The following is a 25187-nucleotide window of genomic DNA, read 5'->3' on the forward strand; positions in this document are numbered from 1 at the left end:
CGGGGGCGCCGCAATGCGGGCTCACCCGTGTCCATCGACGTGTGTTCTCGTTTTTAGAGATGTACTTCTTAGAGGTACGCCACTAAAAATGAGGTGCCCTGTGACGCGACGTTCCCACCGCTCCATCCCCAAGCCGCCCCAGATCTTCGACCGTGACTGGGAGTGGAGCGAGCTGACCGCATTCGTCTCCGATGAGGAGCCAGGGCCACGCCTCGCGGTCGTATCCGGGCGTCGCAGACAGGGGAAGAGCTTCCTACTCGAAGCCCTAACCGAAGCGACCGGCGGCTTCTACTTCGCCGCCGTCGAGGCGACGCGGGCCGAGGCGCTGACTCTACTCGGCAGGGAAATCGCACGCTTCACCGACGCTCCCGTGCCGCTCCGCCCCCAGGACTGGACCGAAGCCCTGGAACTGCTCTTCAACCTGGCCGCGCAGCGTCCCGTCCCGATCGTCATCGATGAGTTCCCCTATCTGGTCCGGGGCGACAGCTCCCTCCCGTCCCGCCTCCAGGCGATCATCGGTGTCCGCGCGGGCCGCCATCTGCGCCGCCACCCCCGCATCCTCCTCTGCGGCAGCGCGATGTCGTTCATGGGCGGGCTGCTCTCCGGTACGTCCCCCCTGTACGGCCGCGCGGGACTCGACCTCGTCGTGCACTCCCTGGGCTACCGGGAGGCAGCCAAGTTCTGGGACATCACTGACCCAAGGCTCGCCGTCCTCACCCACGCCGTGGTCGGCGGAACACCGGCCTACCGTCGGGAGTTCGTGGACGACGACGTACCGGCGGAGTTGGACGACTTCGACGACTGGGTGTGCCGTACGGTCCTCAACCCCATCCGTCCACTCCACGGCGAGGCGGAGTTCCTTCTGGCCGCCGAACCGGACGTACGCGATCGCGCGCTCTACCACTCCATCCTCGCGGCGGTCGCGGCAGGCAACCACACCAGCGGTGGCATCGCGAGCGCGGTGGGCCGCAAGGCGACGGACATCTCGCAGCCGCTGACGGTGCTCAAGCGGTGCGGACTGCTGACCATGGAACCGGACGCCTTCCGCGGCAACCGCAGCGCGTACCGCATCGCCGAACCTCTGATCACGTTCCACCACGCAGTGGTACGCCCCAACCAGGCACGTCTGACTCGCCGAAGCAACCCGGCGGAGGCCTGGGCGCAATCCCGGGACACGTTCCTGAGCAAGGTCGTCGGCCCCCACTTCGAGCACCTGTGCCGCGAGTGGGTCGCCTGGCACGCCGAGCCCGACACCTTCGGCGGTCTGCCCATCGACGTCACCTCGGGAACCGTCGCCGATCCTGCCGCGCGCACCTCCCACGAAGTCGACGTCGTCGTACGCGGCGCGGTCGGCCAGGACCACGGCATCCTGCTGTCGATCGGCGAGGCGAAGTGGAACAAGGTCATGGACGTACGCCACCTCGACCGGCTCCGCCACATCCTGGGCCTCCTCGCATCCCGAGGCATCGACACGAGCCACGCCCGCCCCGCCTGTTACAGCGGCGTCGGTTTCACACCGGCCCTACAGGCAGCGGCCGAACGCGGCGAAGTGGTCCTCATGGATCTGGGGCGCCTGTACGGCGGGACGTAGACGCTCCGTCGGGCAATGCCCTGCCCTACGCCTTCGCCGAGCTGGCCAACCGCGAAGGCTGACGCCTCACTGCTCCGGCAGCCGCACGCCCCGGCTCACGGCGATCCGCCTGACAGCGGTGCCCCCGTACATCCTCGTACGGGGGCACCGTCAGCTGCCGTCAACCCATCAGACGCCCGCCGGCTCCGGCTCCCCGGACTCCGCCTCTGCGGAGGACCCGGACGCGGCCCCGGCCTTCTTCTCTCGCTTCGCCGCGCGCTTCTTCGCCCGCCGCTCCTTACGGAGTTCCACCATCGCGTACAGCGTCGGGACCAGCAGCAGCGTCAGCAGCGTCGACGTGATCAGGCCGCCGATCACCACCACCGCCAGGGGCTGAGCGATGAAGCCGCCCTCGCCCGTGATGCCCAGGGCCATGGGGAGGAGGGCGAAGATCGTCGCCAACGCCGTCATCAGGATGGGGCGGAGGCGGTGGCGGCCGCCCTCCAGTACGGCCTCGACGACTCCGTAACCCTGCCTGCGGTACTGGTTGATCAGGTCGATCAGGACGATCGCGTTGGTGACCACGATGCCGATGAGCATCAGCATGCCGATCATGGCCGGTACGCCCATCGGGGTGCCCGTGGCGACCAGCAGGCCGATCGCGCCCGTCGCCGCGAACGGGATCGACACCAGCAGGATCAGCGGCTGGATGAGGGACCGGAAGGTCGCCACCAGCAGCATGAAGACGATCGCGATCGCCGCGAGCATCGCCAGGCCCAGGGACGCGAACGCCTCGTCCTGGTCCTGCGAGACACCGCCGATCTCCGCCGTCGCCCCGTCCGGGAGCTTCAGCGCGTCGAGCTTCGTCGTGAGGTCCGCGCTCACCGCGCCCGTGTTCTCACCCGTCGGCTTCGCCGTGATCGTCGCCGCGCGCTGACCGTCGATGCGGGTCATCGAGACCGGGCCGTCGACCAGCTCCACCGTGGCGATATCACCGAGTACCACACCGGGCCCCAGCTGGAGCTTCTTCAGCTCGTCCAGCGTCTGGGCCGGCTTCGCCGACTTGATGACCACGTCCCGCTCGGTGTCGTCCAGGATCGCCTTGCCGCTGGGGGTGCCGCGTACCGCCTGGGCGACGGCGGCGCCGAGCGTCGTGTCGTTGAACCCGGCCGCAACGGCGTCGGAGTTGGCCTTGACGGAGATCCGCGGCACGGACTGGGCGAGGTCGCTGGTCACGTCCGTGACGTCGTCGAGCCCGGCGACCGCGTCCCGCACCTCCTCCGCGGCCTCGCGCAGCACATCGGCGTCGGCGGACTTGACGACCACACTCAGCTCCTGAGCACCGAAGCCGTCTCCGGCCGAGATCGTCGTCGTACCGATCCCGGAGAGCTTGCCGAGCCCCTCCTCGATCCGGTCCTGGACATCGTCGTACGAGGCCGAGTCCGCGACCTTGACCGTGTACGAGGCCTGGTTGGTGTCCGTGCCCCCGCCGAACGCGGCCAGGAAGCCGGACGAGCCGACCGTGACCTGGTAGTCCTCGACGCCCTGCACCCCGTCGAGCAGCTGCTCGACCTTCTTGGCCTGCGCGTCGGTCGCGGCCAGGCTGGTGCCGGGCTTCAACTCCTGCTTGACGGTGAGGACTTCCTGCTCGCCCTGGTCGAAGAAGTTGGTCTTCAGCAGGGGCGCCATGGCGAACGTACCGATGAGGACGACAACCGCGATGGCCACGCTGGTGAGGCGGCGCCGGGTGGCGAACCGCAGGACAGGGACGTACGAGCGCTGAAGTCGGCTGCGGGCCTCCTTCTCCTCGGCCTTGCGGCGCGCCTCGTCGGCGTCCGCGGGCGTGCCCTTGGGGGCGCGCAGGAACCAGTACGAGAGCACCGGTACGACCGTCAGCGAGACGAGCAGCGAGGCCAGCAGTGCCGCCGTCACCGTCAGGCTGAACGAGCCGAACAGTTCGCCGACCATGCCGCCGGTCAGGCCGATGGGGAGGAAGACGGCGACCGTCGTGAGAGTGGAGGACGTGACCGCGCCCGCGACCTCCCGTACCGCCTTGAGGATCGCCTCCTGGCGCTCCTCGCCGTAGCCGAGGTGGCGCTTGATGTTCTCCAGGACCACGATCGAGTCGTCGACGACTCGGCCGATCGCGATCGTCAGGGCGCCCAGCGTCAGCATGTTGAGCGAGAGGTCCCGGGTCCACAGGACGATCAGCGCGAGGACGACCGACAGCGGGATCGAGACCGCGGTGACGAGGGTCGAGCGGACGGAGGCCAGGAAGACCAGGATGATCACGACCGCGAACAGCAGGCCGAGCGCGCCCTCGGTGGTCAGGCCCGAGATGGACTTGGAGACCGCCGGGCCCTGGTCGCTGACCACGGTGATCGTCGAGCCGGAGCCGAGGTCCTTCCGCAGGTCCGGCAGCTTGTCCTGGACGGCGTCGGAGATGGCGACCGCGCTGCCGTCGTGGTCCATCGTCAGCGACACGGACAGGCTGGGCTTGCCGTCGGTGCGGGTGATGGACTGCGCCGTGGCGGGCTGCTCCTCGACCGTGGCAATGTCCCCCAGGCGTACGGGCTTCTCGACGCCCTCGCCGCTGACCATCAGGTCCTGGATCTGCTTGAGCGAGGTGAAGCCGCCGCCGACCTGGACGGTGCGGTTGCTGCCGTCCTCGTCGAAGGAGCCGGCCGGGACGGTCGCGCCGCCCGCCTGAAGAGCCTGGCCGAGGACGGCAGGGTTGACCCCCGCGCGCGCCATCTCGGCGTCGTTCGGGGTGACGGTGACCTCGAGGTCCCGTACGCCGTCGACCGTGACCTGGCCCACGCCGTCGATGTCGCGCAGCTCGGGCACAACGGTGCGGTCGAGCTGGTCCGAGAGGGCCTGCTGGTCCTTGTCGGAGGTGACGGCGAGTACGACGGTCGGGATGTCGTCCGTGGAACCGGCGACGACCTGCGGGTCCACGTCGTCCGGGAGCTGGACGCGGGCGCGGTTGACGGCCTGCTGGACGTCGGCGACGAGTTGCTCGGTGTTGTTGCCGTAGTCGAAGGACGCCATGATCAGGGCGTTGCCCTCGCTGGCGGTGGAGGTGACGCCGGAGATGCCGTCGACGCCTTCGAGGTTGTCCTCGATGGGCTCGACGACCTGCTTCTCGACCACGTCGGGGGACGCACCCTGGTACGGCGCGAGCACCGACACCATGGGCAGTTCGATGGTGGGCAATAACTGCTGCTTGAGCTGCGGGATCGCGATCGCTCCGAAAGCTAACGCGACGATCGACATCAGCCCTATGAGGGCCCGTTGTGCGAGGCTGAACCTGGACAGCCAGGACATGGGTGGCGGATCTCTCTTCTGTGGCTGCGGGCGGCTGGAGCGGCAAGAAGGGCACATGTGAGCGCCCACCCCTACACCCTGAGCCACCGACGCGAGCCGATCCGTCGCTCCCAGGTCTCGTTCCTTATCCGGTCCCTACTGCGGGCGCAGTACGGGCGGCTGGAGCTCACTCCACCCTTGGACGTACCAGCCCCGACTCGTAGGCGATGACGACCAGTTGAGCCCGGTCGCGGGCGCCCAGCTTGGCCATGGCGCGGTTGACGTGGGTCTTCACGGTGAGCGGGCTGACCTCGAGCCGCTCGGCGATCTCGTCGTTCGAGTGGCCGCCCGCGACCTGGACGAGGACCTCGCGCTCCCGTCCGGTCAGCGCGGCGAGGCGCTCGGCGCGGGCGGGGTCCGGGTCGTCGTCCGCTGCGTCGCCCTGCGCGAGGAACTTGGCGATCAGCCCTTTGGTGGCCACCGGCGACAGCAGCGCCTCACCGCTCGCCGCGACCCGGATGGCGTTGAGCAACTCATCCGGCTCGGCCCCCTTGCCGAGGAAGCCGGAGGCCCCTGCCCGCAGGGACTGCACCACGTACTCGTCGACCTCGAAGGTCGTCAGCATGACCACACGTACGTGGGCGAGGCCCGGGTCGGCGCTGATCAGCCGGGTGGCGGCGAGACCGTCCGTGCCGGGCATGCGGATGTCCATCAGGACGACGTCGGCCCGCTCCTCGCGCGCGAGCCGCACCGCCTCGGCGCCGTCCGAGGCCTCGCCGACGACCTCCATGTCGGGCTCGGAGTCGACCAGGACGCGGAACGCGCTCCGCAGCAGGGCTTGGTCGTCGGCGAGCAGGACGCGGATGGTCATGCGGGGTCCCCCGTGGGTGCCGTTCTCCTGGATGCCGCAGTCGTTTTCGGCACGTTCGCCGAGGCGGTGTCCCCGGCCGTGTCCCCGGTGCGGCTCTTGACCGGCAGGATCGCATGGACCCGGAAGCCGCCTCCGTAGCGGGGTCCGGCGGTGCAGCTGCCGCCGAGCGCGGTGACCCGCTCGCGCATGCCGAGCAGCCCGTGCCCGCCGTTCTCGTCCAGCCGGGCCTCCGCGTCGTCGCCCGGCCCGTTGTCCAGCACGGTGATCTCCACGTTCGGCCCCACGCGTACGACGCTGACCTCGGCCTTCGCCTCCGTACCCGCGTGCTTCCGCACATTGGTGAGGGCTTCCTGGATGACGCGGTACGCAGCCAGGTCGACGGCCGCGGGCAGGGCGGTGCCATGGTCGGTGCGGGCCACCTCGACGGGCAGGCCCGCGCTGCGGAAGGTGCCGACGAGTTCGTCGAGCCGGTTCAGCCCCGGGGCCGGTTCGGTGGGCGCCTCGGGGTCGCCGGACTGCCTCAACAGGCCGACGGTGGCGCGGAGTTCGTTGAGCGCGGAGCGGCTGGCCTCGCGTACGTGGGCGAGGGCTTCCTTGGCCTGGTCGGGCCGCTTGTCCATGACGTGGGCGGCGACTCCGGCCTGGACGTTGACGAGCGCGATGTGGTGGGCGACGACATCGTGCAGATCCCGGGCGATCCGCAGCCGCTCCTCGGCGACGCGACGGCGGGCCTCTTCCTCACGGGTGCGTTCGGCGCGTTCGGCGCGCTCCCTTATGGCGTGCACGAAGGCGCGGCGGCTGCGTACCGCGTCGCCCGCGGCTGCGGCCATGCCGGTCCAGGCGAAGATGCCGAGGTTCTCCTGCTCGTACCAGGGCATGGGCCCCGCGAGCATCGCGACGCCCGTCAGGACGGTCATGGTGAGCACGCCGACCCGCCAGGTGGTGGGCCGGTCCGTCGTCGCCGCGACCGTGTAGAGGGCGACGACGGCGGACATCGCCACGGGGGCCCGCGGATCGTCGCTGACCATCTCCAGGAGGGAGAGGACGCCCGTCACCGCGAGGACCGGCAGGGGGCCGCGGCGGCGGAAGACCAGGGCGAGAGCGCTCAGCGTCATCAGGGTGAGGCCGAGCGCGTCGGGTGGGCGCGTACCCCAGGTCTTGCCGCCGTGGCCGTCCGGGGCGGCGAACGACGCGACGATCATGCACATCAGTACGGCTGCCGCCAGCGCGCCGTCCACTGCCAGCGGATGGGCCCGCAGCCAGTTGCCGGTGCGCTTGATTGTGGTCACGCGTTTACCGTACGGGGCCACTGCGTGGGGCGGAACTGGGGCGCCTATGGGGGTGGCGGGTTCGGATCACTGGCGAGGGCGGCTTCGTTGTGGTTGCTCGCTCCCCCACTCTCGGCTTCTCCCCCAGTGCCTTAAGGGCCTGGGGGGACCCCCAGAGCGGGGGGACCCCCATCGCGGCGGAGCCGCACATCGATACAGCCCCGCGCCCCTACGGGCGCTCCCCTGCACCGGAGCTAGAGCGGCTGGCCAGGAATCAAGCCGTCCTCGCTCAGCATCTCCCTGACCTCCTCCAGTGTTGCGTCCGGAGACGGGAGGATCAGTTCCGAGGGTTCGAGGGCGTCGTCAGGAAGTGGGGTGCCCAGGCGGCGTACCGCTGCGAGGAGTGCTCCCAGCGTGCGCCGGAAGCCCTCTTCGTCGCCGGACTCCATTTCCGCGAGGAGCTCGTCGTCCAGCTTGTTCAGTTCGGTGAAGTGGGCGTTGTCCAGCCTCACCTGTCCCTCCCCCATGATCCGTACGATCACGACGCCCTCCTCAAGGCGTGGGACTACTACGGCGTGGGACTCACTGCTTGTCGAAGCGCGGAGTGTCCCGCGGCTGGTCCTGTGACTGGGCCTGGTCCTGGGACTGGCCCGTACCGCCCTCGATCGCCTGCTGCTGCGACGAGGGGCCGGCCAGCTCCGCCTTCATACGCTGGAGCTCCAGCTCCACGTCCGTGCCGCCGGACAGCCGGTCCAGCTCGCTCTGGATGTCGTCCTTCTGCAGCCCGGACGAGTCGTCGAGGGCACCGGAGGCGAGCAGTTCGTCGATGGCGCCGGCGCGGGCCTGGAGCTGCGCCGTCTTGTCCTCGGCGCGCTGTATGGCCATGCCGACGTCGCCCATCTCCTCGGAGATGCCGGAGAAGGCCTCGCCGATCCGGGTCTGCGCCTGGGCCGCGGTGTACGTGGCCTTGATGGTCTCCTTCTTCGTACGGAAGGCGTCGACCTTGGCCTGCAGCCGCTGGGCGGCGAGCGTGAGCTTCTCCTCCTCTCCCTGGAGGGTCTGGTGCTGCGTCTCCAGGTCAGTGACCTGCTGCTGGAGCGCGGCACGGCGCGACAGCGCCTCACGAGCCAGATCCTCCCGGCCGAGGGCGAGGGCCTTGCGGCCCTGGTCCTCCAGCTTCGAGGACTGGCTCTGGAGCTGGTTGAGCTGCAACTCCAGGCGCTTGCGGGACGTCGCCACGTCGGCGACTCCGCGGCGCACCTTCTGCAGCAGCTCCAGCTGCTTCTGGTACGAGTAGTCGAGGGTCTCGCGCGGGTCCTCGGCCCGGTCAAGGGCCTTGTTCGCCTTCGCGCGGAAGATCATCCCCATACGCTTCATGACACCGCTCATGGGCTTCGCGCGCCCCCTTCTGACGGACTCCAGCTCCAGCGACTGCAACAGAACCCACGGTACGGGCTCTGCATCTATTACCGCACTGTTCGGGGACGGATGCGCTCATCCCCAAGGACGACTGTGGTCGGCACCGCTCCGGCGTAGGGAGTAGGTGCCTCCCAGGGTTAGGTACGGGACAACTTCGGGATTACCTCAGGCGCACTGGGGGCGAACCGTCGGCAACGCCCTCTCTGTGTCCCCCCTGTGCCCCTACAGACGACCGGTGTTGCCGGATCGTTCCCCGCAGGACTGTGGTCCATGCCTGCGGACCCCTTACCCTTGGGTTTTGTGTTCCGAAGCCGTGCCAAGGAAGAGAAGGCCCCCGCCGACAAGGCGCTGGTGACCGACTCCAAGCAGCCCCGCGACCCGCAGGCCCCCAAGGGTCGCCCCACGCCCAAACGCAGTGAGGCCCAGTCCCAGCGCCGCAGCGTCGCCAGTACTCCGACGAACCGCAAGGAGGCGGCCAAGCGGCAGCGCGAGGACCGCCGCGCGGCGCTGGCGAAGCAGCGCGAGGCGCTGGCCAGCGGTGACGAGCGCTATCTGCCCGCCCGTGACAAGGGCCCGGTGCGGAAGTACGCGCGCAACTTCGTCGACTCGCGGTTCTGCGTCGCCGAGTTCTTCCTGCCGATGGCCGTGGTCATCCTCGTACTGAGCATGGTCCAGATCCCGCAGCTGCAGAACATCGCTCTGCTGCTGTGGCTCTTCGTCATCGTGATGATCGTGGTCGACTCGATCGGCATCGCGATCCGCCTGAAGAGGCAGCTGAACGAGCGCTACCCGGACGAGTCCAGGCGCGGCGCGGTCGCCTACGCGCTGATGCGCAGCCTCCAGATGCGTCGCCTCCGGCTGCCGAAGCCGCAGGTCAAGCGCGGAGAGCGGCCCTGAGCGCGGCGGCTTTCACGGGTGGTGCGGCGGATGCCTGGCTGAGCAAGCTGGGCGGCCTGCGCGATGTCGTACGCCAGGAACTGGTGGCCCGGCAGCTCGACGAGCAGATAGCCGGGCGGTTCCCGGTGGGGCAGCGGCTGCGGGTGCTCGACGTGGGCATGGGCCAGGGCACGCAGGCGCTCCGCTTGGCGCGGGCCGGACACAAGGTCACCGGGCTCGAGCAGGACCCGAAGAGGGTCGCAGCGGCCCGCGAGGCGCTCGCCGCCGAGCCGGAGGGGATACGCAGCCGGGTGCGGCTCTTCGAGGGGGACGGGCGGGAGACCGGCGTCCACTTCCTGCCGGGCAGTTTCGATGTGGTGCTGTGCCACGGCGTGCTCATGTACGTCGAGGAGCCCGACGCCCTGGTCGCAGGGCTGGCCCGGATGCTGGCCCCCGGCGGACTGCTGTCGTTGCTCGTACGGAACGGGGACGCCCTCGCGATGCGGCCCGGCCTTGCGGGCGACTGGGTCGGCGCGCTCGCCTCCATGGACGGCAACGCGTACACGAATCGGCTCGGCCTCGACGTACGCGCGGACCGGCTCGACGCGCTCACCGGCACGCTGGCCGGGATCGGGGCGCCGTTGCACACCTGGTACGGGGTGCGGGTCTTCACGGATCTGGCCGCGGACGACGCGCCCGTCCCGGACGACGTGGAAGCGCTGCTGGCCGCCGAGGAGCGGGCCGGGCGGACGGATCCATACCGGGGAGTCGCGGCCTTGCTGCACCTGTGCGGAGTGCGGGGCTGAGAGCCCCCTGAAGCTTCAGTGGCCGCGACCGTACGTACGGTCGCGGCCACTGTGCCTGTTGCGATACATCTGCGATACGTCTACGAAGAAGCCTCGGCGTGCAGGCTCATCGGGCCGTAGATCTCCGTGGCGTCCTCGAACAGCCGTACCTGGTCCGCTCCTCCGTCGACCAGCGCCTTCCAGTGCTCACCGATCCAGGACTCGGCGTCTCCCTGCGTGGTGAACTCCTCGGGCTGTACCGCGGGCTGGACCTCCGCCCCGTCGGCCTTCTCGAACCGCCACGTCCATGCCGCCATGTCGCCTCCCAAGTACCGAGCAAGATCGGGTTGCGTCCCAGACTAGGCGCTTCGCCGCAGGTTCGGGGTTCGCGCCTCTAAAGGGGTGCCCCTGTCGCGCAGGCGGTAGGGCGAGGCGGAAAAATCAGCCCCGTGGAACTCACTCTGCTCGGGACCGGTGCTCCCGATGGTCTGCCCCGCCCCGGTTGTCCCTGTGCGGCCTGCGCGGCCGCGCTCGGGCGGGAGGCGCGGGCTGCCACCGCCGCTCTCGTCGACGGCACGTTGTTGCTCGACCTCACTCCCGGGGCGGCGTTCGCGGCTGCCCGGGTGGGGCGGTCGCTCGGTGGTGTGCGGCAGGTGCTGTTGTCGCATCCGCACGACGGGCCGGCGGTCGAGGTGCCCGCGGGGCTCCCGCAGCCCGGGCGGGTGCCGGACGGGCGGGAGTTGGCGCTGCTCACCGGGCATCGGGTGCGGGCGGTGGCGCTGGACGCACCCGGGACGGGGTACGCGGTGACCGGGCCCGACGGGCAGCGGCTGCTGTATCTGCCGCCGGGCGCGGCACTCTCAGGGCTCGACCGGACAGACACGGCAGACGAGTCGTACGACATGGTCGTCGCCGATGTCCTCGGGCGGCCGGACGCGCTGGCCCGGTTGCGCGCGGCCGGGGCCGTCGGACCCACGACCGACGTGATCGCGGTCCATGTCGGCCACGATGTGCCGCCGGGCCCGGAACTGCACAGGCGGCTCGCGGCGGCCGGGGCGCGGGCGGTGCCGGACGGGACGACGCTGATCGTGGGCGTGTACGAGGACGTGCCCGACGTACCGCGCCGGACGCTGGTCCTCGGCGGGGCACGGTCCGGGAAGTCGGTGGAGGCTGAGCGGCGTCTGGAGGCCTTCCCGGATGTGCTGTACGTGGCGACCGGCGGCGCCCGCGACGGAGACGGCGAGTGGGCGGCGCGGGTGACCGCCCATCGTGAGCGGCGCCCCGCGTCCTGGCGTACCGCCGAGACCTGCGATCTCGTACCGCTCCTGAAGGAGGACGGGCCGCCGCTGCTGATCGACTGTCTGTCGCTGTGGCTGACGGACGCGATGGACTCCGTCGACGCCTGGGACGACGACGAGTGGGCCGGCGGCGGCGAAACCGCCCTGCGGGCCCGGGTCGAGGAGCTGACGGCGGCCGTACGCGAGACCCGCCGCACCGTCGTGGCCGTCTCCAACGAGGTCGGGTCCGGCATCGTCCCGGCCACGCCTTCCGGCCGTCGGTACCGCGATGAACTGGGCCGGTTGAATGCGGGGTTCGCGGCGGAGTGCGAGCACGTGTTGTTGGTGGTGGCGGGGCAGGCGGTGTCGCTGCGGGGGTGAGGGGCCGCGGCGCGGTCCAAGGCTCAGCTCAGCGCCGCGCAAGCACGCGGTACGAGTTGGAGAAGCGGGTGCGGCGCAGCAGCGGGGCCAGGGCACGGTCCAGGGCGAAGGAGCCGGGCTTGTGCTGGAGCAGGTCCCGCGTACGCAGCCGGGTACGCAGCCACCGTGAGCCGCACCAGGGGCAGTCGGGCCTGCGGGGTTCGTGGAACCTGCCGGGATCCAGGGCGAGTTCGCGGGGATGCGCGGCGGGGCGCGTGACGCTGGTCTGCGGTGTGGGGGGCATGAGCGGCTCCTGCCAAGAACGACGCGGTACGACCCGTAAGACCCATACGCCAATTCGCTGCAAACCGGAACGTATGGGATCACTCTCACCGATGCAATGACGTCGTGGAGTCGTCGCTTCACATGCCGTGACAGGGCGCTGACGGGGGCCTTGTCGCGTGGGCGGCCCGTCCAAGGTCGGGTGCGGCCTCTGCCGGTACTGTTCGGCGAATGAGCTCGCTTAATCTCGACGACTTCACCGATCTGATCGAGCGCCCCGACGGCGGGATGCGCCGGGACGCCGAGGCGCGCCGGGAGCGGCAGATCGTGCCGCCCGGGTCCCTCGGGCGCCTCGACGAACTGGGTGAGTGGCTGGCGGCCGCGCAGTCGGCCGTGCCGGTGCGGGCGATCGAGCGTCCGCGTGTGCTGTTGTTCGCGGGTGACCACGGGGTTGCCGAACTCGGTGTCTCCGCACGGCCGCCCGGCAGTGCGGACCAGCTGGTGCGGGCCGTGCTCGACGGCGCGAGCCCCGGGGCGGTGCTGGCCAGGCGGCTCGGCGTGCCCATACGCGTGATCGACATGGCGCTCGACTGCGAGCCGGAGACGCTGCCCGACGAGGTCGTACGGCATCGGGTGCGGCGTGGCTCCGGGCGGATCGACGTGGACGACGCGCTGACCATCGACGAGGCGGAGGCGGCGCTCCGCGCGGGGGTCGCCCTCGCGGACGAGGAGGCGGACTCCGGGACCGATCTGGTCGTACTCGGGGATGTGAGCGTCGGCGGGACGACGGCCGCGGCCGTACTGATCGCCGCGCTGTGCGGGACCGACGCCTCCGTGGTCACCGGGCGCGGCGGGCGCGCGATCGACGACCTGGCCTGGATGCGCAAGTGCGCGGCCGTACGGGACGCGTTGCGGCGTGCCCGGCCCGTGCTCGGGGACCAGTTGCAGCTGCTCGCGACGGTGGGCGGGGCGGACCTCGCGGCGATGACCGGTTTCCTGTTGCAGAGCGCGGTACGCAAGACGCCGGTGATCCTCGACGGTGTCGTCTCCGCCGCCTGCGCCCTGGTCGGGCAACGGGTCGCCTTCCGTGCCCCCGACTGGTGGCTCGCGGGCCAGAACAGCGGGGAGCCCGCCCAGGCGAAGGCCCTCGACCGCATGGCTCTCGAGCCGCTGCTCGACCACGGGGTCACGGTCGGCGAGGGCACGGGCGCCCTGCTCGCCCTCCCGCTGGTCCAGGCCGCGGCTGCGCTGGCCGCTGAGCTGCCGGAGATGGCGGAGCCGGAGGAGGCGAAGGACGCGGAGGAGTCCACGAGCCTCGAGCCGCAGGGCTCGGAGAGCGCGTGAGCGCTCCGCTGGGTTAGGCGGTTTCGAAGCTGCGGGTTCGTTGTGGCTGGTCGCGCAGTTCCCCGCGCCCCTTGAGGGCCTGCGGCCCTCTCAGGGCGCGGTTCCGCACCGGGCTTCGTCTTCGTCAGCGGCCCTCGGGGAGCCGGGCCGGGTCCGGTTCCGGTTCCGGTCTGCCGCCGATCAAGTCCTCCAGCCGGCGGCGGGGGCCCGCCCAGCGGCGGTCGTGACGGTAGGCGCGCAGGCTTGACCTGGCGCGGGCGCGCGGGCGGCGGCGGTAGAAGCGTTTGGCCCAGGGGGAGCCGGGGCGGGCGAGGCGGACGGCGCCGATCAGGGCGACGAGCGGGACGATCACGCCGAAGATCGCGAGACGTGCCTTGCCCTTGCTGAGGGCGAGCAGGGCGATGAGGAAGTTGCCCGCCACGCTGCTGATGACCGCGCCGCGGTCCTGCAGTTCCTCCTCGCTGAGGTCGTTGACCCCGAACGGCATGAAGCCGAGCAGGACCAGGCCCATCAGCGCCGCCGTGACCGCCACGACCTCGACGCTCTTGCGGCCCTGTTCGCTCCAGTAGACGTCGTCGAGATGCAGGATCAGCGCGAACTCGTCGAGCACCAGGCCCACGCCCATCCCGAAGAGCACCGCGCTCACCATCGTGCCGAAGCCGTGCCCTCCGCCCGCCACCGAGCCGAAGCCGCCGACGACGGTCAGGATCACTCCGGGGACGACGTGGTGGATGTGCACGCCGCCGGTCTTGACGTTGCGGAACGGGCCCTTGCCCGCGCGGATGAGCCGGGTGATGACCCGCGTGATCACGAAGGTGAGCACGAACGAGGCGAGCGCCAGCAGCAGAGGCAGCTTCCCCGGCTCGAGAATGTTCCGGTACCACCAGTCGCCCATGGACCCATCCTGCGACCGGATCCGGCCCGCTGCCTGCTGTGCCGTACCCTGCGGCCCGTGTCCAAGCCCGAGAACGCGCCCGCGCCCGAGCCCTCCGCGAATCCCTGGCCGGACGGCCTCCGCTTCGCCTTCGGCACCCTCACCGTGCTCCCCGTCACGGTGTCCCGCTGGGACCGCGAGGCCGCCCGTACGGGCATGCTCTGCGCGTCCGTCGCGGGTCTGGTCGTCGGCCTGTGCGCGGCCCTGACGGGCTGGCTGTTCCTGCTCCTGGGCGCCGGCCCGCTGCTCGCCGCCGTGGCCACCACCGCGATACCCGCCGTCCTCACCCGCGGCCTCCATCTCGACGGGCTCGCCGACACGGCGGACGGCCTCGGCAGCGGCAGACCCGCCGCGGACGCGTTGCGCATCATGAAGCAGTCGGACATCGGCCCGTTCGGCGTCATCACCCTCGTCTTCGTCCTCCTCGCGCAGGTGGCGGCGCTCGCCGAGGCGTACGGAGCCTCCTGGACCGGCGGGGTGTTCGCGGCCGTGGTCTCGGCGACCACGGCGCGGCTCGTGCTCACCCTCGCCGCCCGCGCGGGGGTGCCACCGGCCCGCCCTGAGGGCCTGGGCGCGGCGGTCGCGGGCACGGTTCCCCTGCGGGGTGCGCTGCTCGTGGGGGCCGTCGTAACGGCCGGAGGCGCGCTCCTGGGGGCGTACGACGGGATGTACGGCGTCGTGCGCGGCGCGCTCGCCGTACTCGTCGCCTGTGCGGCGGCCGAGCTTCTGCTGCGGCATTGCGTCCGCAGGTTCGGCGGGGTTACCGGTGACGTGTTCGGGGGGCTGGCCGAGACTGCCGCTACCGCGGCGCTGGTGGTGCTGGTCCTCGGATGAGGGTCCGTGAGGTTGTGTTGAAACTGCGGGCCGTCCGTGGCTGGTCGCTCCCCCACTCTCGGCTCCTCCCCCACTCTCGGCTTCGCTCGAGCGGGGGGACCCCCATCGCGGCGGAGCCGCAAATCGACACAGCCCCGCGCCCCTGAAGGGGCGCCCCGCCGGACCTCGTCGATTCCGCTGTGAAGCCGACCCTCAGCGCAGCTCCAGCGTGTGCGGGAGCGTGCCCCAGGGGTGTGCGCCCGCACCCGGCACCGCGCAGTGCACCATCGCCCCCCGCGCATGGGCCAGTTCGCCGACGCGCGCGCCCGTCGGCACCCCGTATACGAGGTGGCACAGCCGCGTGCGACCACCGCCCGGCCACGGGTCCGGCCGCAGCGTGCGGTACGCCTCCCACGTGCCCTCGAAGGTGACGAGGACGTCGGCGAGCCTGCCGTACGCGGGATGCGGCGGCACCCCGTGGTTGAAGGTCAGGGTCTCGCAGCCGACACCCCAAGCAGCGGTGGCGAGCCGCTGGTAGTAGCCGAACTCGCCTAGCCCAGAGGCGACTTGGTCGAGGAAGGCGCCGTTCGTGCCGTACCAGTCGCGGTGCCGGGTCAGGTCGCGGACGACCTCGGTGCGCGGTCTTCGGCCGTAGGCGGTGTCGACGTACCCGAGCACCCGGACGTCCGCCGCACGCAGCCGCTCCGCGATCTCGGCGAAGGCCGGGTCGGGGTGTTCGCCGGGGCCGCTGGCCGGGTTCAGCACGACCCCGTAGAGGCGGGGTGCGGCGGCGACGATCGCCTCCCATTCGGCGGGGCGGACGGAGGGGTGCTCGTAGTAGGGGACCAGCAACCGGCTCACCGGTGGGCCGTCGCTCTCCCCAGCAGCCAGCACACCAGGCCCGCCAGTACCCCGGCGGCCGTGGCGTACACGACGAGACCGACCAGGTGCGGGTCCGTCCCGCCCACCAGCAGCGCCACGCTCTGGGCGAGCCCCGCGGCGCAGCAGACCACGGCGGCGCTCAGGACCGCGCCGAACGACTGGAGCAGCAGGCCCGTCCACAGGACCACGCCGAGGAGCAGCAGCGCGGTGAGCCGTACGCCGCCCAGACCCGGCGCCTGCGGCCACAGCGCGGCGGTGGCGAGGCTGAGCACGAACAGCGCCGCGAGATAGCCGCCGAGGCACTTCGCGAGGGTGACCGCGGTGGTCCGCCAGAACGCGCGGGACGTACTGCTGGAGCGCAGCCCGGCGAGGCCCCCGCTGCGGAAGCGGTACAGCAGCCACTCGGCGGGCCCCATGCTCAGCGTGAGCGCCACGGCGGCCGGTGCGGCGATCGCGGCGTCCGACCCGGCGCCCTCGGCCAGGACGTCGCCGAGCGCCACGTACACGACGAGGACGCCGCTGCCGATCCCGAAGAAGGCGTACGGCAGGGATGCGGCGAGCCAGGGCGCGGCGGTACGCGGCCTCTTGTCGTCCGGAGTGCCGCCGAAGGGCAGCAGCGCCGCGAACCCCGCCGACCAGCTGATCCGCTCCCCGTCCCCCGACTCCCGTACGGCCGGGGCGACTTCGCGCACGGCGAGCGCCGAGACCGCGGCCAGGGAGCCGAGGAGCAGGGCCAGTCTCGCGGCGTCCGGCACCGGCTGCGCCAGCGCCAGGAGGGCGCCCGCCGCCATGGGCAACAGGGCGGCCAGCAGGGCCCGTTCGCGGCCCATCACCAGCAGCACGGTGGCCGCCCCGAGGTAGCAGGACTGCCCGGCCGCGAAGGCGACCGCACCCAAGTGGTCCGAGGCGACGGCCAGCGCGACCAGAGAGCCGAGCAGGGCGCCCGCTGGAGCGCCCAGGAGGAGGGAGCGGCGAGAGGCGGTGCGGTCACCCAACCCCAGCCAGGAGTACGCCCGATGAGCCAGCCCCTGGTTCCAGGCCCAGCCGCACAAGGCGCCGGCCAGCAGCGGCGCCGTACCGGCCGGGAGTCCGAGGCCGTCCTCGGGGCCCGCTAGGAGGGGTGCCCCCAGGACGTAGCCGAGTCCGGGCAGCGCGAAGACCACGCCTCTGAGCAGGCAGCCCAACAGGCCTATGCGCCAAGGGTCGTGGGCCGGGCCCGCCGGTTCGGGGTGGCGGCGTTCGACGCGTGCGTACAGTTCCTCGGCGAGCGAGAAGGAGTCCTTGCAGCCGTACTTCTCGCGTATCTGGTCGTCCGACATGCCGTCGGACTCCAGGAGCGCGGCGATCTCGTCGGGGTGGACGGCGGCGGCGATGAACTCCTCCAGGCGCGTGGCGAGTTCGTCCACCGGGTCGGGTCCTGCCCAGCTGGGCCGACGCCGGCGCGGCACGGTGGGGAGGGTGTCGCCGTGCATGCCCGGGGGCATCCGGATCGATCCGCTCACCAGTCCGTCCCGTCCGTGGCGACGGCCTGGTACCAGGGGTCGCGCAGCTCGACGGTCCAGTCGGCGACGGTCTCGACGGTGGGCTCGTACACCTCGGGCAGGCCCGCGAGCTCGTGGTAGATGGTGCGGAAGGCGTCCACGGAACGGCGGAGGGTGAACCGGTCGATGACGCGCTGGCGCGCCAACCGGCCCAGGGCCAGGCGCCATTCTTCGTCCTTGAGCAGCGTGAGCGCCGCCGCGGCCATCTTCTCGGGCTCACGCGGCGGCACGACGAGCCCGGTGTCGCCGACCGCCTCGCTCACCCCGCCGACATCGGTGGAGACCGTCGTCCGCCCGCAGGACATGGCCTCGATGATCGAGAAGGGGAAGCCCTCCGAGATCGACGACAGCATCACCACATGCCCGGCCGCGTACGCGCGCCACACCTCACTGATCCGGCCCTCGAAGCTGAGCCCGTCCGTCACACCCAGCTCGGCGGCGAGCTTCTCCAGCTTGGTCTTGTACGCCTCTCCCCCGGGCGGTACGGGACCGAACAACCGCAGCCTGGTCTCGGGGAGTTCGGCGCGCACCATGGCGTACGCGCGGATCAGCGTCTCCAGGTCCTTGATGGGGTCGATACGGCCGCACCAGGTGAGCGTGGGCACCTCCGGCTCGGGTCCGGCGTGCGGGAAGGCGTGCGGGTCGACGCCGTTGTAGACGGTACGGATCTTGCCGGGGTCGGCGCCGCCGCGCTCCTCCCAGCGGCGGTTGTACTGGTTGCACGGCGTGATCAGGTCGGCGGCTTTGTAGCCGAGGGTGTTGAGTTCGCGGTAGAAGCCGAGCATCAGGGCCTTGACGGGCCAGCGCTGGTCCGCGCTGCGGTAGCCGAGATAGCGCTCGCGCAGATAGATGCCGTGCTCGGTGAGCAGGAAGGGTGTGCCGTCCAACTCCCGTGCGGCCAGGGCCGGAAGAGTGGCGAGGCCACTGCCGGTGGAGTGCGAGACGGAGCCCTCGGGGAGCCGTACGCCGAGCGGGCGCAGCGCGTGCTCCAGCAGGTCGGTCGCGGTCAGCGCGTCGTGCACGGTGGGCCGCGCGGCGGCGGTCGGCAGATGCGGCATGGTCCAGATCCACATCAGCGAACGCAGCGCGGCCTCGGTGCGCAGGGCCACCGACAGCCGTCCTTCGCGGGCGAGCCGGGCGAGTTCGTAGAGCGCCTCGCCGAAGTCGCAGTGCGCCTCGGGGTCGAGGAAGGACAGCAGGAACCGTTCGTAGGTGTCGATGAAGCGGCGGCGGGCGCGCCCGCGTGGTGGGCGCCGGGAGCCGGGGCGGGTGCCCCACAGCGGTACGGATGTGTGCTGGTAGACGTTGGACGGCAGCTCCCAGGTCACGGGTTCGCGACCGCTGCCGGCGAGCGATATGAGGTTGAACTCGACCTCGGGCATGCCCTTCACGAGCTGGTCGCACCAGGTGCTGACCCCGCCGTGGACCAGCGGATACGTGCCCTCCGTGAGCATGGTGACATGACGGCCGGTGGTCATCGTGGGGTTCCCCCTGGAACATGTCTACGGCTCGGTGGCGCGCCCCGGCCGGTCCTGGCCGGGGCGGGCCTCGTGCTGCTCGTGCTCTTGCGCTGCTCTTTGGTCGGGCGGGCAGTCGTTATGCGGGCAGTCTCAGGGTCAGGGCGGTCTGCGAAGCTTCCGGCGTGGTCCAGGCCGAGCGTTCGCCCGCGTACGGAGTGCCGAACTCGGTGGTGCCGAGCGGGAGTTGCTTGAGCGTTCCCTCCGGTGCGGTCACCGGGATGTCGGTCCCGGCCGGGGCGGTGACGGTGACGGTGTCGCCGACGCGGTACGCCGTGACGTCACCGTCGGCGACGGCCTGCTGCCAGTCGGCACGGCGCTGGAACTCCGTGCCGATCGCGCTCTGCCGCGGGTTCTCCAGCGGGGTGTTGTCGGCGAACAGCGCGCGGTAGTCGGCGAGCACCTTGTCCAGGACCGGGTAGAGCAGCCGGTCCTCGGCCAGGTTGGACTGGTGTACGTAGTGCGGGCGCGGATCGTTGTGCACGGCGTGCCCGAGGGCGATACGGGCCTCCTGCGGGACGATGTACGACTCGAAGCCGGTGGCCGGGTCGAGCGGGTCCTCCAGGCAGGTGGACGTCGGGTTGTTCTCGCAGACGCCGCTGCCGCCGTCGGCCGCGGAGGTGTAGATCCAGTTGTACTCGTCGGTCATCTCGGCGGCCGTGCCGACGTTGTAGTACACGTTCATCGGATGGCGCGGCACGGTCAGCGCGGCGCCCACCGAACGCTGTTCCGGCTCACGGGAGTTGTCGGAGGCGATCCACTCGACACCGTTGTCGACGAGGGCGCCCGCGAGGTTCGGGTTGTCGTCCGGCTGCTGTGGCAGCGTCTTCAGACCCGAGTGCTCCCCGGTCACCAACTCGGTGGAGTCGACCGGGAGTCCGTGGGCCGCCGCCCACTGCTGGTTGTCGCTGATCTGCGCCGAGATCTCGGCGCGGCTCATGTACTGGGTCGTGCCGTCCGCGTTCTTGGCGCAGCTCCACGGCACGGTGCTGGTGTCCTGGATGCAGCCCAGGAAGGGGTGCGTGTACGTGTGGTTGATCCAGCGGTACTCGCCCTTGTCGGCGAGCAGTTGGTCAGTCAGCGCGTCCGTGCCGCCGTTCTCGGCCTTCCACTCCTCGCCGGCGCCCGCGTTGTAGACCATGTCGAGCGTGAAGTCGCTGGTCTCCTGCCACTGCGCGGCGTACACCGCGTCGTCCGCGGTCATCCGGATCGGCGTGGTCCCCTCACCGTCACCGCCGACGCAGTCGAAGTCGCCCGGTGTGCAGTTGCGTTCGGTGTCCCAGCGGCTGTCGGGCGCGAAGACGTCGTCGACATGGACAGAAAAGTAGTTCCTGCTCTGCCCCAGGTGTACGCCCTGAGTCAGCCATTCGACGATGCCACGGGCCAGGACCCGGAACTGCTGCTGGTCGTCGTTGTACGCGAAGGTCACGACGAGTTCGCGGCGGCCGTCGTGGGCGTACTCGCCGACCAGGCTGCCGCGGTCCTCTCCGCCGGGCACGGCGATGTCGACGTAACTGGTGAAGCCCTCGCGGGGCCGGGCCACGTAGCCGTAACTCTCCTGTACGGAGCCGGAGTTGTCCTCGAACGTCAGCGGCCCGTCGAGGTAGCCGAAATACCCCGCCTGCCCCGCCTCGGTGACCGAGGCCTCACGGCCGTCGAGCGTGCCGGCCCAGCCGCCTTCGCTGGTGTAGTCGAGGCCGACGCCGGGGTGCGCCCAGGTGTAGGCGTCGACCTGGGGGATGCCGAAGGTCCTCTCGTACGACTCCAGGGCGGCCTGCTCGGCCGAACCAGCCCCGAACGGCGCCTCGTTGGGCAGTACGACGCCCTGGAACCTGGCGCGCGGGACACCATCCACGGTGTCGCTCAGGAACGCCTCGTCGATCGTCGGACGGTCCGCCTCGTCGAGGTCGACGGTGGTGTACGGGATGCCGGTGCTCTCCAGCTCCTCGGTGATGGCTTCGACGGGGCTCTCGCCGTTGTCGACGACCAGCACCCTGAGGTCGATGCGCGGCTCCTCGGCCGCGGACGCTCCGGGTGCTCCGAGGCCCAGCGCCAACATGCCGACGGCCGCTGAGACAGCGGCCGCGGTTCTCCATCTGAGCGCGCTCTGCGCCATTGCGACTCCTCACAAAGGATCCCCGTGTGGCCGTTCCGCGGAGGATCCATGGAAATCATGCAAAGCGGAGAGCGGGCCAATCACGGCAAACACGAGGAGTGTGACCCAGGTCACCGGAAGTGAGGGCCGAGAAATGGCCAGGCCCCCACGCAGGGATGAACGGCCGCTGGAATGAGCGAAACCCGCCACCGAGCGTAGGCTCATGTCCGGTACTCCTCCGGTCCGGTCCAGCCTGCCGATCCGCTGTCTTCTAGGCTCCTCGTCGGGGCCGGCCGAGCCACCCTCCTCGGCCGCAGCAACTCAATGAAAGCGAGATTTCACCACCGTGACTGCTCTCACTCTCAGCACCGCCGCAGCGCCCGGCCTGCGGGCCGACGCGATCGTCGTCGGTGTCGCCAAGGGCGGCTCCGCCAAGTCCTCAGACCTGGTTGTCGCACCGGGCGCCGAGGCCGTGGACAAGGCGTACGACGGCGGGCTCGCCGGCGTTCTGGAGACCCTCGGCGCCTCCGGTGGCGAGGGCGAGGTGACGAAGCTGCCGGCGCCGTCCGGCTTCAAGGCGCCGGTCGTGCTGGCGGTCGGTCTCGGTGCGCAGCCCGACAAGGACGCCTCGTTCGGCACGGAGACGCTGCGCCGCGCCGCCGGTGCCGCCGCCCGCGCGCTGGCCGGCTCGAAGAAGGCCGCGTTCGCCCTGCCGGTCACGGACGCCGCCGACGCGGGCGCCATCGGCGAGGGCGCGCTGCTAGGGGCGTACTCCTTCGACACGTACAAGGAGAACGGCAAGGACGGGAAGAAGGACGCGAAGAACGGCAAGGCCCCGCTCGCCGAGGTCGCGCTGCTCGGCGGAAAGCCCCGCGACAAGGCGTACAAGGCGGCCATCGAGCGCGCCACCGCCGTCTCCCAGGAGCTCAACCGCGCCCGCGACCTCGTCAACACCCCGCCGAACGACCTGAACCCGGAGGCCTTCGCCGCCGTCGCGCAGGCCGCGGCCAAGGAGCACGGCATCAAGGTGCAGGTGCTCGACGAGAAGGCCCTGGAGAAGGGCGGATACGGCGGCATCCTCGGCGTCGGCGCCGGGTCCGCGTCCGCTCCCCGCCTGGTGCAGCTGTCGTACACCTCCTCCAAGGCGAAGAAGCACCTGGCCTTCGTCGGCAAGGGCATCACGTACGACTCGGGCGGCATCTCGCTGAAGCCCGCCGGGCACAACGAGACGATGAAGTGCGACATGAGCGGGGCGGCGGCGGTCTTCGCCGCGGTGGTCGCCGCCGCTCGGCTCGGCCTGGAGGTGAACGTCACCGGGTGGCTGGCGCTCGCCGAGAACATGCCGTCGGGGTCGGCGACCCGGCCCGGTGATGTGCTGCGGATGTACAGCGGCAAGACCGTCGAGGTCCTGAACACCGACGCCGAGGGCCGCCTCGTCCTCGCCGACGCGCTGTGGAAGGCGTCCGAGGACAAGCCGGACGCGATCATCGACGTGGCGACGCTGACCGGTGCGATGGTTCTCGCTTTGGGTAACCGCACCTTCGGAGTGATGGCCAACGACGACGCGTTTCGCTCCGGGATCGTCGAGGCCGCGGAGGAGGCCGGGGAGCCGTCCTGGCCCATGCCGCTGCCGGACCACCTGAAGAAGGGGATGGACTCCCCCACCGCCGACATTGCCAACATGGGTGAGCGGATGGGGGGTGGGCTGGTCGCCGGGCTGTTCCTGAAGGAGTTCGTGGGCGAGGGGATTACGTGGGCGCACCTCGACATTGCGGGCCCCGCCTTCAACGAGTCCGGGCCGTTCGGTTACACACCCAAGGGGGGTACGGGGTCGGCGGTACGGACCCTGGTGCGGGTTGCCGAGCGGGCGGCTTCGGGGGATCTGGGCTGAGGGCGCCTCAGAACTCGGGGCTGCGGGGTATTGCGCGACTGCGGGCCATATGTGGTTGATCGCTCCCCCACTCTCGGCTGCGCTCGAGCGGGGGGACCCCCATCGCGGCGGAGCCGCATATCGACACAGCCCCGCGCCCCTGGGTTGGCTGCCCTACCGCCCCCTCACAAGTGAGCGTGCGACGTCTCACACACCGGCCCGGCGTCCACGTTCCCGCGGACAAGTGCGAAGATGGGTTCTCGGCAGGACAGGGCCCCACCACAGGGCCGAAGAAAGAGCGGCCGGACACCAGCCGCCGCCCGGTCGGGAGACCGGCGTACGGCGCACATGCATGGAGGACGTGACGTGGCGAACGACGCCAGCACCGTTTTCGACCTAGTGATCCTCGGCGGCGGTAGCGGCGGCTATGCCGCGGCCCTGCGCGGAGCTCAGCTGGGCCTTGACGTCGCCCTGATCGAGAAGAACAAGCTCGGCGGCACCTGCCTGCACAACGGCTGCATCCCCACGAAGGCCCTGCTGCACGCCGGCGAGATCGCCGACCAGGCGCGCGAGGCCGACCAGTTCGGCGTGAAGGCCACCTTCGAGGGCATCGACATCGCGGCCGTCCACAAGTACAAGGACGACGTGATCAGCGGCCTCTACAAGGGCCTGCAGGGTCTCGTCGCCTCGCGCAAGGTGACGTACATCGAGGGCGAGGGCCGCCTGTCGTCCCCCACCTCCGTGGACGTCAACGGCCAGCGCCTCCAGGGCCGCCACGTGCTCCTCGCGACCGGCTCCGTGCCGAAGTCGCTGCCGGGCCTGGAGATCGACGGCAACCGCATCATCTCCTCGGACCACGCGCTGACGCTGGACCGCGTCCCGCAGTCCGCGATCATCCTCGGCGGCGGCGTCATCGGCGTCGAGTTCGCCTCAGCCTGGAAGTCCTTCGGTACGGACGTCACGGTCATCGAGGGCCTCAAGCACCTCGTGCCGGTCGAGGACGAGAACAGCTCCAAGCTTCTTGAGCGCGCCTTCCGCAAGCGCGGCATCAAGTTCAACCTCGGCACCTTCTTCGAGAAGGCCGAGTACACGCAGGACGGCGTCCGTGTGACCCTCGCCGACGGCAAGACCTTCGACGCCGAGGTGCTGCTTGTCGCCATCGGCCGCGGCCCGGTCTCGCAGGGTCTGGGTTACGAGGAGCAGGGCGTCGCGATGGACCGCGGCTATGTCCTGGTCGACGAGTACATGCGCACGAACGTGCCGACCATCTCGGCCGTCGGTGACCTGGTCCCCACGCTCCAGCTCGCCCACGTCGGCTTCGCCGAGGGCATCCTGGTCGCGGAGCGTCTCGCCGGTCTGAAGACCGTGCCGATCGACTACGACGGCGTGCCCCGGGTGACGTACTGCCACCCCGAGGTCGCCTCCGTCGGCATCACCGAGGCCAAGGCCAAGGAGGTCTACGGCGCGGACAAGGTCGTCGCTCTCAAGTACAACCTCGCGGGCAACGGCAAGAGCAAGATCCTCAAGACCGCGGGCGAGATCAAGCTCGTCCAGGTCAAGGACGGTGCCGTCGTCGGCGTCCACATGGTCGGTGACCGTATGGGCGAGCAGGTCGGCGAGGCCCAGCTGGTCTACAACTGGGAGGCGCTGCCCGCCGAGGTCGCGCAGCTCATCCACGCCCACCCGACGCAGAACGAGGCGCTCGGCGAGGCCCACCTGGCCCTGGCCGGCAAGCCGCTGCACTCGCACGACTGACAGCCCTCGGGCGCGACGACACAGACTTCCGCAAATTCGTAAGGAGCAACAGAAACCATGGCGGTTTCCGTAACCCTTCCGGCGCTCGGCGAGAGCGTCACCGAGGGCACTGTCACCCGCTGGCTGAAGGCCGAGGGCGAGCGCGTCGAGGCCGACGAGCCGCTGCTCGAGGTGTCGACCGACAAGGTAGACACCGAGATCCCCTCGCCCTCCGCCGGCGTACTGGCGTCCATCAAGGTCGCCGAGGACGAGACGGTGGAGGTCGGCGCCGAGCTGGCCGTCATCGACGACGGCACGGGCGCGCCCGCTGCCGCCCCGGCCCCGGGCGCAGCCGAAGCCCCCGCGGCTCCGGCTGCCCCGGCCCCCGTGGCCGAGGCTCCCGCCCCCGCCCCGGCTCCCGAGGCCCCGGCCGCCCCCGCGGC

At 70.9% G+C, this 25187-nt stretch carries 20 protein-coding genes and 1 pseudogene; 9 read left to right on the forward strand and 12 right to left on the reverse strand.

Translation table 11 applies throughout. The features are described 5' to 3' along the window. The first annotated feature begins 100 nt into the window (after nucleotides 1–100). Nucleotides 101–1591, forward strand: a complete 1491-nt coding sequence (locus ACYVO6_RS10065; protein WP_461059513.1) for an AAA family ATPase — start codon at nucleotides 101–103, stop codon at nucleotides 1589–1591. Nucleotides 1592–1759: 168 nt separating this feature from the next. On the opposite strand, the gene ACYVO6_RS10070 is transcribed toward ACYVO6_RS10065, so the two are convergent. The 5 genes from ACYVO6_RS10070 to ACYVO6_RS10090 all read right to left on the reverse strand — a co-directional run bounded on the left by ACYVO6_RS10070 (nucleotide 1760) and on the right by ACYVO6_RS10090 (nucleotide 8404). Continuing rightward, entirely contained in the window at nucleotides 1760–4897 is a 3138-nt protein-coding gene (locus ACYVO6_RS10070; RefSeq protein WP_461059515.1) for an efflux RND transporter permease subunit, read from the reverse strand. A 166-nt stretch (nucleotides 4898–5063) separates the two neighbouring features. Further along, complete coding sequence (locus ACYVO6_RS10075) at nucleotides 5064–5747, reverse strand: response regulator transcription factor (protein ID WP_461059517.1); 684 nt, start codon at nucleotides 5745–5747, stop codon at nucleotides 5064–5066. Further along, nucleotides 5744–7036 (reverse strand): sensor histidine kinase, encoded by a 1293-nt coding sequence (locus ACYVO6_RS10080; protein WP_461059519.1) that lies wholly within the window; start codon nucleotides 7034–7036, stop codon nucleotides 5744–5746. Before ACYVO6_RS10080 ends, ACYVO6_RS10075 begins: the two co-directional genes overlap by 4 nt. 233 nt (nucleotides 7037–7269) lie before the next feature. Beyond that, nucleotides 7270–7557, reverse strand: coding sequence for a PspA-associated protein PspAA (gene pspAA / locus ACYVO6_RS10085; RefSeq protein WP_033325453.1), 288 nt, complete (start codon nucleotides 7555–7557; stop codon nucleotides 7270–7272). Between the two features lie 40 nt (nucleotides 7558–7597). After that, on the reverse strand, nucleotides 7598–8404 hold the full coding sequence (locus ACYVO6_RS10090) for a PspA/IM30 family protein (protein WP_461059521.1): 807 nt from the start codon (nucleotides 8402–8404) through the stop codon (nucleotides 7598–7600). Between the two features lie 300 nt (nucleotides 8405–8704). On the opposite strand from ACYVO6_RS10090, the gene ACYVO6_RS10095 reads away from it, so the two are divergent. Together ACYVO6_RS10095 and ACYVO6_RS10100 are read left to right on the forward strand one after the other, a co-directional pair. Then, on the forward strand, nucleotides 8705–9331 hold the full coding sequence (locus ACYVO6_RS10095) for a DUF3043 domain-containing protein (RefSeq protein ID WP_461059523.1): 627 nt from the start codon (nucleotides 8705–8707) through the stop codon (nucleotides 9329–9331). Nucleotides 9332–9414: 83 nt separating this feature from the next. Continuing rightward, nucleotides 9415–10116, forward strand: coding sequence for a class I SAM-dependent methyltransferase (locus ACYVO6_RS10100; protein ID WP_461059525.1), 702 nt, complete (start codon nucleotides 9415–9417; stop codon nucleotides 10114–10116). An 80-nt stretch (nucleotides 10117–10196) separates the two neighbouring features. Here ACYVO6_RS10100 and ACYVO6_RS10105 read toward each other — a convergent pair whose 3' ends face one another. Next, on the reverse strand, nucleotides 10197–10412 hold the full coding sequence (locus ACYVO6_RS10105; RefSeq protein WP_461059527.1) for a hypothetical protein: 216 nt from the start codon (nucleotides 10410–10412) through the stop codon (nucleotides 10197–10199). A 132-nt stretch (nucleotides 10413–10544) separates the two neighbouring features. Here ACYVO6_RS10105 and ACYVO6_RS10110 point away from each other — a divergent pair, with 132 nt between their 5' ends. Continuing rightward, a complete protein-coding gene (locus ACYVO6_RS10110; protein ID WP_461059529.1) occupies nucleotides 10545–11753 on the forward strand; it encodes a bifunctional adenosylcobinamide kinase/adenosylcobinamide-phosphate guanylyltransferase in 1209 nt (402 codons plus the stop codon). Nucleotides 11754–11847: 94 nt separating this feature from the next. Here the strand turns inward: ACYVO6_RS10110 and ACYVO6_RS10115 are convergent. Next, nucleotides 11848–12036 (reverse strand): annotated as a pseudogene (locus ACYVO6_RS10115) (class I SAM-dependent methyltransferase); the annotation flags it as partial. A gap of 209 nt (nucleotides 12037–12245) precedes the next feature. Here ACYVO6_RS10115 and cobT point away from each other — a divergent pair. Then, entirely contained in the window at nucleotides 12246–13358 is a 1113-nt protein-coding gene (gene cobT, locus ACYVO6_RS10120; RefSeq protein WP_461059531.1) for a nicotinate-nucleotide--dimethylbenzimidazole phosphoribosyltransferase, read from the forward strand. 124 nt (nucleotides 13359–13482) lie between these two features. Here cobT and ACYVO6_RS10125 read toward each other — a convergent pair whose 3' ends face one another. Continuing rightward, entirely contained in the window at nucleotides 13483–14253 is a 771-nt protein-coding gene (locus ACYVO6_RS10125; RefSeq protein ID WP_461059533.1) for a hypothetical protein, read from the reverse strand. A gap of 57 nt (nucleotides 14254–14310) precedes the next feature. On the opposite strand from ACYVO6_RS10125, the gene ACYVO6_RS10130 reads away from it, so the two are divergent. Continuing rightward, nucleotides 14311–15126: an adenosylcobinamide-GDP ribazoletransferase gene (locus tag ACYVO6_RS10130; protein ID WP_461059535.1), complete on the forward strand. Its 816-nt coding sequence runs from the start codon at nucleotides 14311–14313 to the stop codon at nucleotides 15124–15126. Between the two features lie 192 nt (nucleotides 15127–15318). Here the strand turns inward: ACYVO6_RS10130 and ACYVO6_RS10135 are convergent, their stop codons facing one another. From ACYVO6_RS10135 to ACYVO6_RS10150, 4 genes are all read right to left on the reverse strand, one after another. Further along, nucleotides 15319–15966 carry a spherulation-specific family 4 protein gene (locus tag ACYVO6_RS10135; RefSeq protein ID WP_461059537.1) on the reverse strand — a complete coding sequence of 216 codons (648 nt, stop codon included), beginning with the start codon at nucleotides 15964–15966 and terminating at the stop codon, nucleotides 15319–15321. Further along, on the reverse strand, nucleotides 15963–17489 hold the full coding sequence (locus ACYVO6_RS10140; RefSeq protein ID WP_461059539.1) for a hypothetical protein: 1527 nt from the start codon (nucleotides 17487–17489) through the stop codon (nucleotides 15963–15965). The genes ACYVO6_RS10135 and ACYVO6_RS10140 overlap by 4 nt, the downstream gene beginning before the upstream one ends. After that, nucleotides 17486–19006 (reverse strand): GT4 family glycosyltransferase PelF, encoded by a 1521-nt coding sequence (pelF, locus tag ACYVO6_RS10145; RefSeq protein WP_461059541.1) that lies wholly within the window; start codon nucleotides 19004–19006, stop codon nucleotides 17486–17488. The genes ACYVO6_RS10140 and pelF overlap by 4 nt, the downstream gene beginning before the upstream one ends. Nucleotides 19007–19124: 118 nt before the next feature. Beyond that, nucleotides 19125–21161, reverse strand: a complete 2037-nt coding sequence (locus ACYVO6_RS10150) for a hypothetical protein (RefSeq protein WP_461059543.1) — start codon at nucleotides 21159–21161, stop codon at nucleotides 19125–19127. 325 nt (nucleotides 21162–21486) lie between these two features. Between ACYVO6_RS10150 and ACYVO6_RS10155 the strand changes: the two genes are divergently transcribed. The 3 genes from ACYVO6_RS10155 to ACYVO6_RS10165 all read left to right on the forward strand — a co-directional run. Beyond that, the gene (locus ACYVO6_RS10155; protein WP_461059545.1) at nucleotides 21487–23031 is read left to right on the forward strand and encodes a leucyl aminopeptidase; all 1545 of its coding nucleotides are present in this window, start codon (nucleotides 21487–21489) and stop codon (nucleotides 23029–23031) included. A gap of 345 nt (nucleotides 23032–23376) precedes the next feature. Further along, on the forward strand, nucleotides 23377–24765 hold the full coding sequence (lpdA, locus tag ACYVO6_RS10160; protein ID WP_461059547.1) for a dihydrolipoyl dehydrogenase: 1389 nt from the start codon (nucleotides 23377–23379) through the stop codon (nucleotides 24763–24765). Between the two features lie 57 nt (nucleotides 24766–24822). After that, nucleotides 24823–25187 (forward strand): biotin/lipoyl-containing protein (locus ACYVO6_RS10165; protein ID WP_461059549.1); only part of this gene is annotated, 365 nt, incomplete at its 3' end.

The organism is Streptomyces pseudoechinosporeus (genome assembly GCF_054783935.1).